14 protein-coding genes are annotated in these 15,818 nt (G+C 38.6%); 8 read left to right on the plus strand and 6 right to left on the minus strand.

Annotation, left to right across the window (positions count from 1 at the left end; genetic code table 11):
- Positions 1-68: 68 nt before the first annotated feature.
- Positions 69-797, minus strand: coding sequence for a class I SAM-dependent methyltransferase (locus IGJ39_RS01765; RefSeq protein ID WP_019723246.1), 729 nt, complete (start codon positions 795-797; stop codon positions 69-71).
- 202 nt (positions 798-999) lie between these two features.
- Between IGJ39_RS01765 and IGJ39_RS01770 the strand changes: the two genes are divergently transcribed.
- Entirely contained in the window at positions 1,000-1,458 is a 459-nt protein-coding gene (locus IGJ39_RS01770) for a GNAT family N-acetyltransferase (protein ID WP_192807060.1), read from the plus strand.
- Positions 1,459-1,479: 21 nt separating this feature from the next.
- On the opposite strand, the gene IGJ39_RS01775 is transcribed toward IGJ39_RS01770, so the two are convergent.
- Both IGJ39_RS01775 and IGJ39_RS01780 read right to left on the minus strand, forming a co-directional pair.
- Entirely contained in the window at positions 1,480-1,806 is a 327-nt protein-coding gene (locus IGJ39_RS01775; protein ID WP_010736481.1) for a YrhK family protein, read from the minus strand.
- Positions 1,807-1,833: 27 nt separating this feature from the next.
- Positions 1,834-2,967 carry an alcohol dehydrogenase catalytic domain-containing protein gene (locus IGJ39_RS01780; protein WP_019723244.1) on the minus strand — a complete coding sequence of 378 codons (1,134 nt, stop codon included), beginning with the start codon at positions 2,965-2,967 and terminating at the stop codon, positions 1,834-1,836.
- Between the two features lie 287 nt (positions 2,968-3,254).
- Here IGJ39_RS01780 and IGJ39_RS01785 point away from each other — a divergent pair, with 287 nt between their 5' ends.
- On the plus strand, positions 3,255-4,058 hold the full coding sequence (locus IGJ39_RS01785) for a hypothetical protein (RefSeq protein WP_130029245.1): 804 nt from the start codon (positions 3,255-3,257) through the stop codon (positions 4,056-4,058).
- A gap of 94 nt (positions 4,059-4,152) precedes the next feature.
- Here IGJ39_RS01785 and IGJ39_RS01790 read toward each other — a convergent pair whose 3' ends face one another.
- Together IGJ39_RS01790 and IGJ39_RS01795 are read right to left on the minus strand one after the other, a co-directional pair.
- Positions 4,153-5,847: an oleate hydratase gene (locus tag IGJ39_RS01790; protein WP_019724378.1), complete on the minus strand. Its 1,695-nt coding sequence runs from the start codon at positions 5,845-5,847 to the stop codon at positions 4,153-4,155.
- Positions 5,848-5,893: 46 nt separating this feature from the next.
- On the minus strand, positions 5,894-6,022 hold the full coding sequence (locus IGJ39_RS01795) for a hypothetical protein (RefSeq protein ID WP_019724379.1): 129 nt from the start codon (positions 6,020-6,022) through the stop codon (positions 5,894-5,896).
- Positions 6,023-6,251: 229 nt separating this feature from the next.
- On the opposite strand from IGJ39_RS01795, the gene IGJ39_RS01800 reads away from it, so the two are divergent.
- The 3 genes from IGJ39_RS01800 to IGJ39_RS01810 all read left to right on the plus strand — a co-directional run bounded on the left by IGJ39_RS01800 (position 6,252) and on the right by IGJ39_RS01810 (position 7,348).
- On the plus strand, positions 6,252-6,449 hold the full coding sequence (locus IGJ39_RS01800; RefSeq protein ID WP_019724380.1) for a hypothetical protein: 198 nt from the start codon (positions 6,252-6,254) through the stop codon (positions 6,447-6,449).
- Between the two features lie 180 nt (positions 6,450-6,629).
- Complete coding sequence (locus IGJ39_RS01805) at positions 6,630-6,992, plus strand: DUF1622 domain-containing protein (protein WP_065096878.1); 363 nt, start codon at positions 6,630-6,632, stop codon at positions 6,990-6,992.
- Complete coding sequence (locus IGJ39_RS01810; RefSeq protein ID WP_019724648.1) at positions 6,992-7,348, plus strand: DUF1622 domain-containing protein; 357 nt, start codon at positions 6,992-6,994, stop codon at positions 7,346-7,348. Before IGJ39_RS01805 ends, IGJ39_RS01810 begins: the two co-directional genes overlap by 1 nt.
- Before the next feature lie 233 nt (positions 7,349-7,581).
- Here the strand turns inward: IGJ39_RS01810 and IGJ39_RS01815 are convergent, their stop codons facing one another.
- Positions 7,582-9,012, minus strand: a complete 1,431-nt coding sequence (locus IGJ39_RS01815) for a DNA-binding protein (RefSeq protein WP_438764149.1) — start codon at positions 9,010-9,012, stop codon at positions 7,582-7,584.
- Between the two features lie 497 nt (positions 9,013-9,509).
- On the opposite strand from IGJ39_RS01815, the gene tdc reads away from it, so the two are divergent.
- The 3 genes from tdc (at position 9,510) to IGJ39_RS01830 (ending at position 15,529) form a co-directional block, all read left to right on the plus strand.
- Complete coding sequence (gene tdc / locus IGJ39_RS01820) at positions 9,510-11,345, plus strand: tyrosine decarboxylase (RefSeq protein ID WP_019723850.1); 1,836 nt, start codon at positions 9,510-9,512, stop codon at positions 11,343-11,345.
- A gap of 27 nt (positions 11,346-11,372) precedes the next feature.
- Entirely contained in the window at positions 11,373-12,827 is a 1,455-nt protein-coding gene (locus IGJ39_RS01825; RefSeq protein WP_019723849.1) for an amino acid permease, read from the plus strand.
- Positions 12,828-12,979: 152 nt separating this feature from the next.
- Positions 12,980-15,529 (plus strand): HAD-IC family P-type ATPase, encoded by a 2,550-nt coding sequence (locus IGJ39_RS01830; protein WP_195339249.1) that lies wholly within the window; start codon positions 12,980-12,982, stop codon positions 15,527-15,529.
- Positions 15,530-15,818: the final 289 nt, after the last annotated feature.

Genomic DNA, 15,818 nt, shown 5'->3' on the forward strand with positions numbered 1-15,818 from the left:
ACCTATTTCCAGACGCTTAATAAAATTTGTGCAGATGGACTAAGAATGTTTGGATCGATGATTCGCCTCTACCTCTTTGTCACAGAAATAATCAACATCATCGGACGTCTTAATTCGTCTTTCATACCAGGCATATCTAACATATGTGACGGTGGCATTGGTTCAAGCACATGGTTGATTTGAAAGCCATTAGACAATAATGTCTCAAGATAAGTTGTAATCGTTCGATGATATTTTTTTACAGAAGATCCTAGGAAGTTTGTGTCACGCTCCCCTTCGTCAAAATAATGATTAACTGGAAAGTGCATGATCTGACCATCGTCTGTATAAATCCAGTCTTGTCGACCATCTGCTGTAAAAATAGGATGTTCAACTGAAAAAAGAAATTGACCATTTGGTTTTAGAAAGTGATGGACATGCTGGACGAGTTGTTCCCAATTTTCTACATAATGGATCGCTAAAGAACTGAACACGAAATCAAATGAGTCTTTGGCAAACCGGATCGTTGAAATATCGTCTTGCATATAACTGATCGTGGTATCGTTTGTTCGAACTCTAGCTTCTTCTAGCATCTTCTCAGACAAATCGACACCAATGATTTTTTTTGCCCCTTGCGAAGCAGCGTAACGACAGTGCCACCCATAGCCACATCCAAGATCAAGGACTGTTTGTCCATGGAGATTGGGGAAGATAGTTGCAAGCGTGGGCCATTCTCCGGCACCTTGTAAGCCATTTTTGCTACGAGGCATTTCTTTGTATTGGTCAAAAAATTGTTGATCATCGTAAATATTTGTCATAATTGTTTCCTCCATGTCATTATTTTATACCACTAAACAACATGGAGCTCGTCTCTTTTGTGTGCAATCATCTCGCTCACTCCTTTGATTTCTATTCTAGCTTAGGTTAGAAAAAGAAGCAAAAATCCAACCAACAGATAAAAGTACTTCGTGGTCTAATTTGACACTGCGTATAGAATGACTGGAGGTTGCAAAATTGAATATGTATCAATGGATCAAATTAAATGAACACCCAGAATTACTGGAAGAAACCGCAAGTTGGTTTTCCTCAAAGTGGGGCATTCCTGCTGAGGTTTATGCGGAAAGTATACGTACTGGAATCATCGAGAAGGAAAGTATTCCTCAATGGTATGTCATTCTCGATGCAAAAGGTGCAATCGTTGGAGGAGCAGGTGTCATCGAAAATGACTTCCATGACCGCCCAGATTCAGCACCTAATCTTTGCGCTTTATATGTTGAACCGGAGCATCGGAATCAGGGATTAGCAAAATGGATATTAGAACAAACCAGAGAAGAGATGCATCGATTAGGGTTCAAAAAACTTTATTTGATGACAGACCACACCTCTTTTTATGAACGATATGATTGGTCATTTTTAACTATGGTCAAGGAAGAAAGTGGAACAACTGCCCGGTTGTATCAAATCACTACAACAACATAAAGAGAAGCATGAGATGTTGAATCAAATCTCATGCTTCTCTTTTTTCGCTTGTTCTCTTCGTTGTTTCTTTTCATCGTAAATAAAGACATTTCGCACGATACGTAAGATGGGGCGAGTGGTCAAGAAGATGGCGCCTGCTAAATACAAGTAATTACTGTAATAATCAGGGATTTTCGTGAGCAAAGCAATACTCCCTAAGACATAAAAAATCCCTGTGAGTAAATCAACCGCTAAAGAAATCAATGTGTAACGATTTTGGAAATACAAGCGAAAACGCCGTCCGCGGATCTCAATATCTTCTTCTTTGCCAATCTCGACATCATGGGTATTTCGTTTGATTCTTGGCATATAAAATCACCTAACTAGTTTTTATTTCTACGGTTTCAAAACAACTTTGATATTTTTGTCTTCTTTTTTATCAAAAATCTCGTATGCTCGAGCCGCTTCTTCTAACGGCATCGAATGAGTGATGATTTGAGTTGGATCAAACATTCCTTCTGCAATCATGTCATAAATTTTTGGCATCAAATGGACAACTGGTGCTTGCCCATGTTTGACGTCAATATTGCGCATAAAGAATTCTTGAAGTGGATAGGAAGAAGCAGGTGTCATATAAACACCAGTGATTTGCACTGTCCCAAATTTTTTCACCGCTTTAGCAGCCATTTGGATAGGTGAGATCGTTCCACTTTGTAAGCTAACTAAATTTTTAGCTTTTTCTTTTGTTGGCTCTAAGCCATCCATTCCGACACAATCAATGATGACATCTGCACCGCCACGAGCTAACTCATATAAATCATCTCCGGCTTGGTTCACGTCGTCTAATAGATAGGTTTCGATTTGATTATAGCGGACTGCTTTGTCTAATCGGTGTTTGACTGGATCGACCGCAATGACACGTTTTGCTCCTGCCATTACAGCAAATTTTTGTGCAAATAAACCAACAGGACCTGAACCTAAGACGACGACTGTATCATCTTTTTTAACCCCTGCATTTGCAACGCTCCAATAAGCGGTTGGTAAAATATCAGATAAAAATAAAACTTTTTCATCAGGTAAATCATTATCTGGAACGATAAATGACGTAGAGTCGGCGAAAGGTACCCGAAGATATTCTGCTTGACCACCCCAGTGATTTCCGTTCAATTTACCAAAACCGAATAATCCGCCGTATAATTCTTCCTGATTGGAATTATCACACTGACTTTCCATATGGTTTGCACAAAAATGGCAATGGCCACAACTAATATTAAAAGGAATAACGACACGTTGTCCTTTTTTCAACTTCTTCACTTCAGAACCAACTTCTTCAACAATCCCCATAGGTTCATGTCCAACGACATAGCCTTTTTCCATAACGGATTCCCCATGGTGATAAAGATGGAGATCAGATCCACAAATCGCTGTTGCAGTGATACGGATGATTGCATCGGTTGGTGCTAAAATTTTTGGATCATCAACATTTCTAATTTCCATTTTTTGCTTTCCTTGCCAAGTGACTGCTTTCATCGTAGTGCTCCTCTCCTGTTTTCGTTAATAAAACTAACGATAGTTATTTATAAACTCATTCTAAGGGAATGTTACTTTTTTTCACAATGAAACGCGCTTTTAGTTTTAGTTTAAAACAGTAAAATAACTTTTGACGAAAAAAGGAAGTTGTAGTTTTATTGACTGAAAGTTATAATTATAGTAGTTGATTTTCAACAAAATAAAACGTAAAAGAACAATTTTTTGTGCTGACCTAGGAAAGGAGAGAAATGAGAAATAGTCGATTAATCAAAATAATTATAGGAGTTGTGTGTACAGTCTGGCTCTTTTTTTTGTCGATTGGCGGACTTTTTTATACGACTTTAGCAAATGAAGGATTTATGAATGAACAAATCAAACAAGCAAACTACATACAAAAGGTAACGAAAGAGATCAATGGTCGTGTCCAGAGCTATCACCAAGAAGCAAGAGTCACTCCAGAGGTGCTTGCCGACAGTATATCTGAGGAATTAGTCAAAAAGAATATCGAGCATTTTGTCAAAGAAACTTATCGTGACAAGCAACCAAGCTTGATCCAAGCAACGGAGTTGGAAGAACATATCAAAGAGACGATCCATACATATAAAACAGAACATGAGATCAATATTGAAGAAGGGATTGCGGGAGAAGAACTCGCTTTACATATGATCGGCGGGATCTTTGAACGAAGTGTCCAACCAAGTTATCTGCATCTTTTTATTCGAGGAATCAATGACCTGAGCCACCAGGTACTTCACTATGCTTGGGGCATTGTGAGTGTGAGCCTATTGATCTTAGCAGGATTCATTTATTTCAATCCAGGCTCTATCCGTTCACGTATCAAAAAATTTGCGTGTAGTCTGATGGGCGCTGGACTGATCAGTCTAGCATTTGCCACAACTTTATACTATGCGCAGATTTTGCAGACGGATGAGCAAATGGAGTCACTTCAAGGCTTGATGCGAACATATCTCACTAACTTTACCCTGAGTGTTTTATTGATCGGGGGAAGTGAGATTGTTGTGGGCGGCTTCGCATGGCTCCTTGCAAAAAGAGAAAACAAAAAAAGAACTGTCGGACAAAATCAAAAATAGCGAAAAAACAAAAGTCTTCCGCCTATTTCCATAGGTGGAGGACTTTTGTTTTAGGACTGAAGTCGCACAGAAAAGTGGACTCCTTTAGTGAACCTCAATCAAACATTTTTTTCGCTGCACGCATCAACGTAGGGATATCTTTGTCATAACGTGGTGTTTTCACCAAACGTGACATTGGAATACCTGCAAAATGGAATGCCGCAATTTCTCCTGAACGAACAGCACTTTGTTCGGTAAAGATCATTTGATAAGGCTGTTCCACGAACTCACCAGTAAAGGCAAGGTTTGTTGAATGTTTAGGAATGACTTTTGGTCGATCACTTTTCGCACGATTGTTAAATAAGGCAGAAGCATATGGCATGTAAACCGGAATATTATTGATGACGCTATCGTAGATTTCGGTTTCTTTTTCGCGAATGTTTACTGGACCAGGATCAACTTTTGAAAGCTGACCAAGCAATTCTTCCAACATTTCTTTTCCGTTCATTTTGATATACTCTTTGTCGACAAATTCACCACGACGTCTTGGATATAAGAAGTAGCCCCAAATCACTGTTTCATTCGGTTTTTGTGAAGTGAAATGCGGTTGGTGATGCACGACGATCGACATATTGACATCTTTTTGACCAAGTGGGGTAATCGGTGTTGTTGAAATAAATGAATTCAACGCATTCCCTGGTTCTTGTGTCGTGATACGTGTGATCTCGTTTAGCAACACATGATTTTTCGTTGTCAACGTAAAGCTGACCCATTCACTTGCGTCACGATCTGCGAAAAATTTATCTGGATTACCTAAATTGTAGAATTTTTCACTGGCTTTTTTCCACAAACTAGAAGCAGCACCGTAATCCATATTTTCCTCTGCGGGTGTTTCGTAGTCGCCAAGTGTTGCCGAATCAGTGATCGAACCATTTGTAAATAATACGCCAGTATCTCCATCAACGACGACATGTTCTTCTTCTTGTGTTTTTGTATTGATCATATTCAAGCCAGTCACAGTGATTTCATCTTGCATCGCTGTTTCTTTGAATTCCCAGTCAACGACACGACGATTCAAAATGATTTTACAACCTTGTTCTTTCAAATAATTGATCAGTGGCAACATGATGCTTTCGTATTGATTATAGCGTGTCCGATTGACCCCAACTAAATGCTCGATTTGAGTAAACTCATAAATCATTTGGTGCATATAGCGACGTAATTCTTGTGCAGAACTACGTGTTCGAAAAGCAAAAGTCGTTTCCCACATAAACCAGAAGTTTGTTTCAAAGAAATGAGGATCATCTTTGAAATACTCAGCGATCGTCACATTATCTAATTTTTCTTCTTCTGAATCAGGCATGGCGATTAGTTTCGTTAATAATACGCGATCTTTATTGTTGAAGCCCAATTTACCGCCATCAACGATTCCCTTGCCACCTTCCAACAAACGAGCTTTATCAAATGTCGGATGTTTGGCATCGAAATCTCGTGTATCTTCTTCGGCTGTCATGCCCGGTTCTGTGGCAGAAGGGATACGACTGAGTAGATCCATCAAATCGACATACGTACGGTAATTCAGCATACGTCCACCACGTGCAACGTAGCCTTTTTGATTTTCTAAGGGGTGATTTTTGTTCCAATATTCATCAGTAACTGTGTCCACAGGAGCGCCATCATTTGATCCATGGTCATCTAAGGAGTAGAAAGTGATTTGATCTCCACGCCATTTGCCTTCTTGGATCAAATAAACAGCTGCTGCCATATTCGCGATTCCTGCACCAATCATAATTGCTTTCTTTTTTTGCATCATGCGTTCCTCCAATATTTACCAATTCATTTTCAAAGCGATTTTTCTAGATTGATTCAAATTCATCATAAAGATGACTATCATCTTCTAGTAAGCCTGTTTTTTTGCCAAGATAAACAGCACCTATAGCAACTAGTCCTAAGCCAATGCCTACTTTCAACCATTTCTTGCTCATAAAAAAACCTCCTTTTGGTTTGTGAACTATTTCTACTTCAAAGCATAGAGCGTTTAGAAAAATAAGCCAAATGATAGGGTAAGTGAGTGACCAGAATTTTTGACAGTTCCGAGGAAGTGTCTGTTTTTTAGTGTATTTTGTAATAAATTCTTAACAAAGAGAAGTAAAAAAATTTGGGAATGAGTTATAACGCGTTTTAATTCATGTGAATCAGAAAGGTGTGGAAAAGATGAAGAGTTTAAAGGTGAGAAAAATTGCGAACATTGTCGGTAGCATTTTACCAAAGGAACTTGGGTTATATGAGGGGGATATTTTGAGCTATACGAAAGAAGGTACAACATTGATAATTGATACAAAGGAAGTGATGAGAGAACAAGACCGTAAAGAAATAGAACTTACTAAAAATATCCTTGAAATACATGAATAAGTATCTATATTATATCATTTTCATGAACGTACATATCATATACGAATCGAAAAAAAATATGCATATGTTACCGCATAGTTAAAAAGAAACATCATGTTTTGATCGGTAATATTTGCTCAAACTGGACGAAACTCCGTACTCTTAGTAGGATAGGAGTAGAAGAAAAAGTGGGGTGTAAAGATGTTTAGTGAAACGTTGGTCCATTTGTTGGAATGGGTGACTGCGATTTTGAATATTTTCTCGATTTTAGTCTTGTTGGTTGGTATTTTTTTAGTTTTAAAAAATTTGATAATGGAACGTCCATTGATCAAAGATTATGCGACGCGTAATCGGCGGAATGCGGATATTCGAAAGTTACTAGCTAGTTATATTTTGTTGAGTTTAGAAGTACTGATCGTGGCAGATCTCATTGAATCTGTCATTAAACCAACTTGGACAGACATTTTAAAATTAGCATTGATCATTATCATTCGCACGATCATCTCTTATTTCTTAAATTTAGAAATCGCGAGTCATGTATCGCATGAAAGAAGGGAAGTTTGATGGAAATCAGTTGGATGACACTTCTTTATCCATACCTTGAATGGTTGGTCTTGATTTTAGATATTTTTGCCATTGTGGTCTTATTATGGGGTGGCTTTCTTTCAATCAAAGATTTTTTGAAAGATTCCTTGAACCCGTCATTCAAACAAAATGAAAGGATTCATCAAAATAACGGAATCAAAAAAATGCTGGGTGGGTATATCTTGTTGAGTTTAGAGATATTGATTTCTGCTGGGATCATCGAGTCGATCATCAAACCGACATTACAAGACATTTTTCAGTTGGCCGCATTAGTCGTGATTCGTACGATCATCTCTTACTTCTTGAATAAAGAAATCGGTCCAGCGGATGTCTAAGTTTGCATAATCATCATAGGCAGAATGGGCAAATGATATTAGTGATCACGTCTCTTAAAATTGGATAAATAGTTTTTCAGAAAGTAACGATTATAAAAAAGCTAGAAAAACCAAAATCTTGTAGGATGAATTTTTGGTTTTCTAGCTTTTTTATGGAACTGTCTAGTTTTTCACACGCTTTATACGACAGAATAAATGTGTGCAAGAGTTACTATTACGAAAGTATGCCTCCCTCATGAACTATTTTTTACAAGCAGTATAATCGCTTGTTCCACTGTTTCGACTGAGATTGGAATAACATGTTCCATGGACAAGGCAACAGGGGTGTAGAGTGTACGTTCACACAACAGCCGGTTAGAAGAGGCTGCCACAAAATCGAGAGCTTCTTTACTTAATTGTTTATAAATCATTGGCTCAACGGAAATGTCACATGTCGTAACGGCCTCTAAAGCTTCGCGATAAATCAAGTATTTGATATCTGAGTTGGTCACGATCCGCACAGTTAATTTTTGTTTATCTAAGCGTAAAATACCAGTCAATTCAATAACGAATGACCGCAGACAATTTGGATTGATCTTTAATTGATAAGGAAGTGCATGGCTCCAATCGCTAACGATCCGTTTTACTTCTTCAAATAACTCTCGTTGTTCATCGGTCAATAAATGAAATTTTTCAGGTAAGAACAATTGATAGTTTTTCCAAGCAGAACGCAAAATACGTATCAAAGCACGCTCAAAAGCTTTGTTTCCAAGAAAAGGATGGTCAAAATGTTGTTCAAATCGTTGGATCAATTGTTTTGTCTCTGGATTATTTTCAATAAAGACCTGATGCAATTGGGCAAAATCCTCTTCGATTGCTTCATAAGAATCAAATCCATAATCACATAGATTGAAGAGTATCAGAATAAAATAAAATTCATTTGGTTGAAAAAATTGCTTAAACGGACTTTCTTCCCAAGCAGCAAGAACGAAATGATAAATCGGTCTCTTTTTGATTTCATCGATGAATGATGGATCGATTGATAGCGGGGCATCTTTTTGATAGAACAGACTGATCAGAAAGCCTGTTTGCAAAATCTCTTGGGTATCCCGATCATAGATTCGCCCACTTTTTTTAGTGACTGCTTGAATAAACTCTTGCGCTTGGACATCAAAGGAGCAAGGAAGAGAGAGGTCAGGCAATGTGCCTGTCCGATAGCTCACATTTAGCAAAACCAAGCGTCTTTCGATGTCAGTAAAGTGAGGGGAATGATGTTCAATGGCGATATCGCATGCTTGAAAGTAGTCTAACACTTGTTTCTTCAATGCATAAGCTTTGCTGACTGAAACAAATTCGAGTTCGGTCAATTGGATATAATCTGGTTCATCCTCTAAGTAAAGAAGGCAAGTTTTTAAAAATAAAGACGGCCGAGAGAGTCGTTGCATCAATTGGAAGCGAGAAGTTGTTGGTGCGAAGTATAAAGAATAGGTTTCTTTTTCTTTTGATTGATAAATGATTTGGTCGCTCAATTCTCTACTTAATGATTTGATATCATTCAACAGAGTGGTTTGACAAACATGTAACAAAGTAGCTGTCGTTGGAAGATCGACTTCCTTATTTACATAAAACTGTCCACAAAGAAAGAGTTGGCGTAAGAGATTTTTCTCAAGATAATGTTCAATCATGGGGAATCCTCCCTATTTGTATAGTCATGCACAAGCACTTAGCTATTATGCCATGTTTTTTGTAGATACGCATCTATCACCCAATCTTTCTTAGCAAACAAAATGCTAAATTTACTTATTTTTGTTATTGTATCTGTTTTAATTAAAAAAATTGGGAACTGATTGATAAAAAGAACCAAATAGAAAAAACAAATATGACTATTTTTCAACGAATAAGTACATTTGATTTCTTTTTTTTGTTCGTGACTTAAACGTTATAATCAATAAATTGAACCATTCTTAGTAGGAAGTTTAGTCACAACGTTCGTTTTTTTGAGCTAAAAATACAGAATAATCAGACTTTATTTTTTTTGTCTTCAAAGTAAGAAATATAAAGATATGTTATTAAAAAAATTTTTTTTAAATTTGAGCGTATAGTCAAACACGTAAACTGATCAAGCAACAACAGCCGGCTGAGTATTTCCTGTGATCAGGTAACAAGAGAGGAGAAATGAATCATGAAAGATATGGACATCAAAGCCGTCTTTATTGGCGACAAAGCAGAAAATGGCCAAGTGTATAGAATGTTATTGAATAAGATGTTGGATGAACATTTAGGTTGGCGTGAAAATTATTTACCAGCTGACCTTCCCGCAATCAGTGAAGCAGACAAATCAACAACGTCTTATCTTACGACTCGACAACATATGATGGAGGTCTTAGATGAAGTCAGTGAACGAATGCGTGCCGGTTCAATTCCTTGGCATTCAGCCGGACGTTATTGGGGACAAATGAATGCAGAAACATTGATGCCAGCTTTGTTGGCTTATCACTTTGCGATGCTTTGGAATCCTAATAACGTGGCATTGGAATCCTCAATGGCCACATCACAAATGGAAGCAGAAATCGGAGAAGACTTTGCGAAGCTGTTCAGTATGCCGAATGGTTGGGGACATCTGACAGCGGATGGTTCAATTGCGAATTTAGAAGGTCTATGGTATGCCCGTTGTATCAAATCGATTCCTTTAGCGGTCAAAGAAACTTACCCTGAAAAAGTGAAAGACCTATCGGATTGGGAATTACTTAATCTATCTGTAGAAGAAATCTTAGAAATGATCGAAACATTTACTGATGAAGAATTAGACAATGTCAAAGCTGCATCTTCACGAAGTGGGAAACACATCCAAGAATTGGGCAAATGGCTTGTTCCTCAAACCAAACACTATTCATGGATGAAAGCATTAGATATTTGTGGTGTCGGGTTGGATCAAATGATCGCGATCCCCGTTGATGACTGCTACCGAATGGATGTCCAAGTATTGGAAAAGACGATTCGTGAACTAGCTATCCAACATATCCCCATCCTAGGTGTGGTCGCTGTTGTAGGTACAACAGAAGAAGGACAAGTCGATCGTGTCGATCAAATCGTTGAACTTAGAGAAAAATTGAAAGATGAAGGCATTTATTTCTACCTTCACGTGGATGCAGCTTATGGTGGCTATGCTCGTTGTTTGTTCATGAATGAAGCGTATGAATTTGTACCTTACGCATCATTAGCAGAATTTTATGAAGAACATCATGTTTTCCATCATGAAGTGAAAATCGAACGAAGTGTTTATGAAGGATTCAAGGCAATCAGTGAAGCCGAATCAGTGACTGTTGATCCCCATAAGATGGGCTATGTACCTTATGCAGCAGGAGGAATCACGATCAAACATAAAAGTATGCGGAATATCATCTCTTATTTTGCTCCCTATGTGTTTGAAAAATCCGTTAAAGCACCGGATATGTTAGGTGCCTATATTTTAGAAGGTTCAAAAGCTGGGGCAACGGCTGCGGCAGTTTGGACGGCACACCGAGTTCTGCCTTTGAATGTCACTGGCTATGGTCAATTGATTGGTGCATCGATCGAAGCCGCTCAACGTTTCAGAGAATTTCTTGATCAATTAAGCTTTACTGTCAATGGGAAAACAATCGAAGTCTATCCATTGAATCATCCAGATTTCAATATGGTCGATTGGGCATTCAAAGTCCAAGGCTGTACTGATTTAAAAGAAATCAACCGTTTGAATGAAGAAATGTTTGATGTCTCCTCTTATATGGAAGGTGATGTGTACGCAGAACGCTTCATCACTTCTCATACGACCTTCACGCAAGCGGATTATGGCGATTCTCCAGTAGCATTTGTTGAAAGCATGGGTGTTCCAAAAGAGGAATGGCAAAAAGAACAACAAGTTACTTTGTTGCGAGCTGCGATCATGACTCCGTATTTAACCGATGACAACATCTTTGCTTATTACACCGAAGCCATCAAACACGCAATGGAAGAAAAATTAAAAGAAGTTCTTGCGTAGTTTTAGTGATAGAAAGAAGGGTCGATCATGACAGACTCAAAATCAACCAAACAACTGTCAACCTTAACGTTTATTGGGATGACTTGCGCTTTAGTCGCAAGCGTCCGCAATATTCCTGATGTCGCTGCCACTGGTTGGACGATGTTGTTTTATATGTTAGTTGCTGTACTCTTTTATGCGTTTCCGATCTCTCTGATCTCAGGAGAGTTTGCAGGGATGTTTCCACAAAAGGGAGGGCCAGAACTATGGGTCTCTCAATCCCTCGGTAGAAAATGGGGATTTGTCGTCTCTTGGCTTTTATGGGTTCAAATGTTTCCAGGGATGGTCATGGTTGCCTCAGCACTCGCCCCATTGTTTGGCAACATGGTCAATAACGTCCCACTAGGCTTGAATAGTAAATTCACATTACTCGTGATTTTAGTCGTTTATTGGATCATTACACTATTGAACTTAAAATTCGACATGGCAAAAATTGGCGGGAAAATCGGTGTCTGGTTGGGGTTGTATATCCCGTTGGCATTGATGCTCCTATTAGGTGTCGCAGCATGGATCAAGGTCGGTATCATGCCAAATGGAACATTAGGGAAATTTTCTTGGGATCTTTTAGTTCCCGATCCAAGTACTGCAAAATCATTCGTTTATTTTGCACCGATCATGTTCATTTTTACTGGAATCGAAATGTCTTCTGTTTATATCACTCGATTGGCACATCCCGTTAAAACTTATATACGCGGTATTTTCGCTGCGTTAGTCTTTTTATTTGTGGTAAACACGCTGAATGCGTTAGTCGTTGCCAATGTGGTACCAAAGGGTCAAATGGAGTTGAATAATATTGCCCAATCCATTTCGATCGATTGCCAAATTCTTGGCTTGCCACATATGATTGTGAACCTATTCAGCTTACTTGTATTTGTCGGTGTCGCTGTACAATTGTCTGCTTGGGCTTCTGGTCCAGCCAAAACTGTTACAGAAAGTGCAAGAAAAGGCGCGTATCCTCCTCGTTTCAATTTTTGGAAAACCAATGAATTTGATGTGTCAAAAGCGGTGATCTTGACACAATCCATTATCATTTCTGTGTTTGCACTATTTTATTTATTGATTCCAGGAGTCAATCAAGCATTTTTGATGTTAGTAAATGCAACGACAGTGATTTATTGTATCGTCTATCTTATCATGGGTGTCGCATTCTTACGTTTTAGAAAAACAAATCCAACTATCCCTCGTCCATTTCGAATCGGTAAAAAAGAGGGAAATGGGAATCTCGGTGCATGGCTTGTTGTGTTAGTCTTATTTTCAGCAATCGTTTTTTCTGTCGGACTTACATTAAAAGCTGGTACATGGATCAACTTTGTGGCTGTCGCATTGATCAGCGGCATTCTTTTTGTTGCCCCATTATGTATCGAAAAAATTAGAAAACCTTCTTGGGAACAAGAAATAAAAAATAAATTGAGTGAACAAAAATCAACGAAGCAATCGGAGTAAAGAGAAAAATTTCGTTTGAAAAGCAAACCTAGAAACCTGGTTCATATTAAATCACACTAATTATTTCATGTTTGCCTGAAATAATCGACATAAGAAACCCTCCTTCTTACGTATAATAAGTATTATCAAATGAAATACAGGAGGGATTGCCGATGACATGGTACAAAGAAACTGCTGAACAAACAATGAATAAATTAAAGACGACCAAAGATGGTCTTTCAAATCAAGAACGTACCAGTCGTTTAGAAATACAAGGACGAAATGAAATAGAAGTGAAAAAGAAAGTCAGTCCGCTTCGGAAATTTTTGAAGCATTTTACGGATTTGTTGATGATCATCCTTATGGTGGCTTCTGTCTTGAAGTTTTTAACGGGTGATTATATTGAAGGTAGTATTATTTTACTTGTAGTGATCATCAATAGTTTTGTTGGTTATTGGCAAGAAAGAAAAGCAGAAGAGTCACTCAATGGGCTAAAAAGTTTAATGAGTCAAGACGCAGTGGTTCTTTCTGAAGGCGTCAAGAAAAGTATCCCTGCCACTGAGATCGTGCAAGGGGATATAGTTAGTTTAACAGCTGGAGATGTCGTGCCTGCCGATATTCGTTTAGTCGAAACATATGGTTTGATGATCGAAGAAGCTGCGTTGACCGGTGAATCCGATGCGGTAGAGAAAATGAGTGAGCCGTTAGTCGATGAATTAGGCGCAGGAGATCAACTCAATATGGCTTTTTCAGGTACACTTGTCCAAGCTGGATCGGCGCTTGGTGTCGTCGTTGAAACAGGGAATACGACAGAGATTGGTAAAATCAATCAGGCATTACAATCAGTTCAACAACAAACGACCCCTTTGGTTCGCAAGATCCATCAGTTGAACAAGCAAATCTTCAGAGGAATCGTTTTTCTAAGTTTATTCTTGATTTTCTTTACCTCATTTAGGTATGGCTTAGAATGGAACTTTTTATTCTCAACGATCATTGCGTTGATCGTTTCTATGATCCCCGAAGGCTTGCCAGCGGTATTGACGATGATCCTCTCACTGGGGGTCAATGAAATGGCACAAGAACAAGCGATTATCAAAGGACTACCTTCCGTTGAAACACTTGGTTCAATGACGGTGATCTGTTCAGATAAAACGGGTACGTTGACTAAAAATGAAATGACTGTTGTGGAAACAATGACAGAAGATGAGACACGCTTACTTGAAATCATGAAAAATTGTCAAGAAGTGCAAACGAAAGATGATCAAGTAGTTGAAACGTTGAGTGGCAATCCAACTGAGCTGGCTTTATTACGATACACAGCTGAACAGAATCTTCCCCTAAAAACGGCGCTTGCTAAACTGCCATTTAGCTCAAGTTATAAATATATGGCAACATTGCATGAAGAACAGGACCATGCAGTAGTGTTTGTCAAAGGAGCGCCAGAAGTTTTATTATCGAAATCTTCTTTGTCACAATCAGAACAGCAACAATGGATCAACCAAGCATCACAACTAGCAAAAAAAGGCCAACGTGTATTAGGGTTCGCCTACAAGCAATTGCCTATTGAGCAAGAATTAGAGCATGCACAGTTGCAACAACTGACATTTGTTGGGATTGCAGGAATCATTGATCCACCAAAAGAGAGTGCGATCCAAGCGGTAAGAGAGTGTCAGCAAGCAGGGATCTCGGTGAAAATGATTACTGGTGACCATAAAGACACAGCCCAAGCAATTGCTGATCAAATCGGGTTGAAGCATACGAGTAATGTCCTTGAAGGAATCGATATCGATCGACTCTCTGATCAAGATTTAGCGAAGAAAGTGAGCAAAGTCGATGTCTTTGCTCGAACGACTCCGGAGCATAAATTAAGGATCGTAGAAGCTTTGCAGAAAAATGGCGAAATCGTTGGGATGACCGGTGATGGTGTCAATGACGCGCCCGCATTGAAGCGAGCAGATGTGGGAATCGCTATGGGGATCAAAGGAAGTGAAGTCAGTAAACAAGCCGCAGATATGGTCTTAGGCGATGACAACTTCCATACGATCGCTAAAGCAGTCAAAGAAGGACGTCGGATTTTAGATAATTTACAAAAAACGATCAGCTTCTTCTTACCTACATCTTTAGCACAAGGTTTGGTGATTATCTGGGCATTGCTTGCGAATCAGCCATTGCCTTTGACGCCGATCCAAATCTTATGGGTCAATATGGTGACAACAATCACGTTATCCTATGCTTTAGGTTTTGAACAAGCAAGTAAAGACACGATGAGTCGGCCACCAAGAGATCCTAACCAAGGGATTTTGACTAAGTACAATGTTTTCCGGATTTTCTATGTGTCCCTCCTGATCATTATCCCAGCTTATTGGTTGGCAATGCAGTTTGAAGGTCAAGCCTTACAACAAACTGTTCTTTTACAAAACATTGTTGCTGCCCAAGCCGTCTATATGATCAATTGCCGTGAGCAAGTCGATGCTTCATTGAACAAAGGCTTCTTCCAAAATAAATTCTTATTTATTTCATTAGGTATTTTATTTGTCCTCCAAACTGGAGTCATTTATCTACCCTTTGCGCAACAAGTCATTGAAACAACAAGTTTGAGCTTTGCTCAACATTTACCAATCCTTGCAAATGTACTTTTATTATTTACAATCGTAGAAGTCGAGAAACGAATCAGTAAAACATGGATCAAAAGAAAAGAAAGAGAAGCTTTTGCCGGTAACTGAGAATCCAATGAATAAAGTCAAAGCGGCAGTCTTCCCCTAGGTTACTTTAGAGGAAGACTGCCGCTTTTTATGTTTTAATACTTGGAGCTGAACGCTTCTTTCACAACCTGATAAACGGTGTTCGAAAAGCTGACCTTCAACATTAAGCTGAAAAATCAAAAAATATGGAAAGCTATTTTCTGATTTCCCATCTTACTGCTCAGGTCAAAGCGCTTTTCTCACAACCTAGATAAACGGTGTTCAAAAGCCAGCTCCTTCAATATTAAGTCAAAAATTGAAAAATATGAGA

The organism is Enterococcus sp. AZ140, from assembly GCF_051714405.1.
Taxonomy (GTDB): Bacteria; Bacillota; Bacilli; order Lactobacillales; family Enterococcaceae; genus Enterococcus_B; species Enterococcus_B pernyi.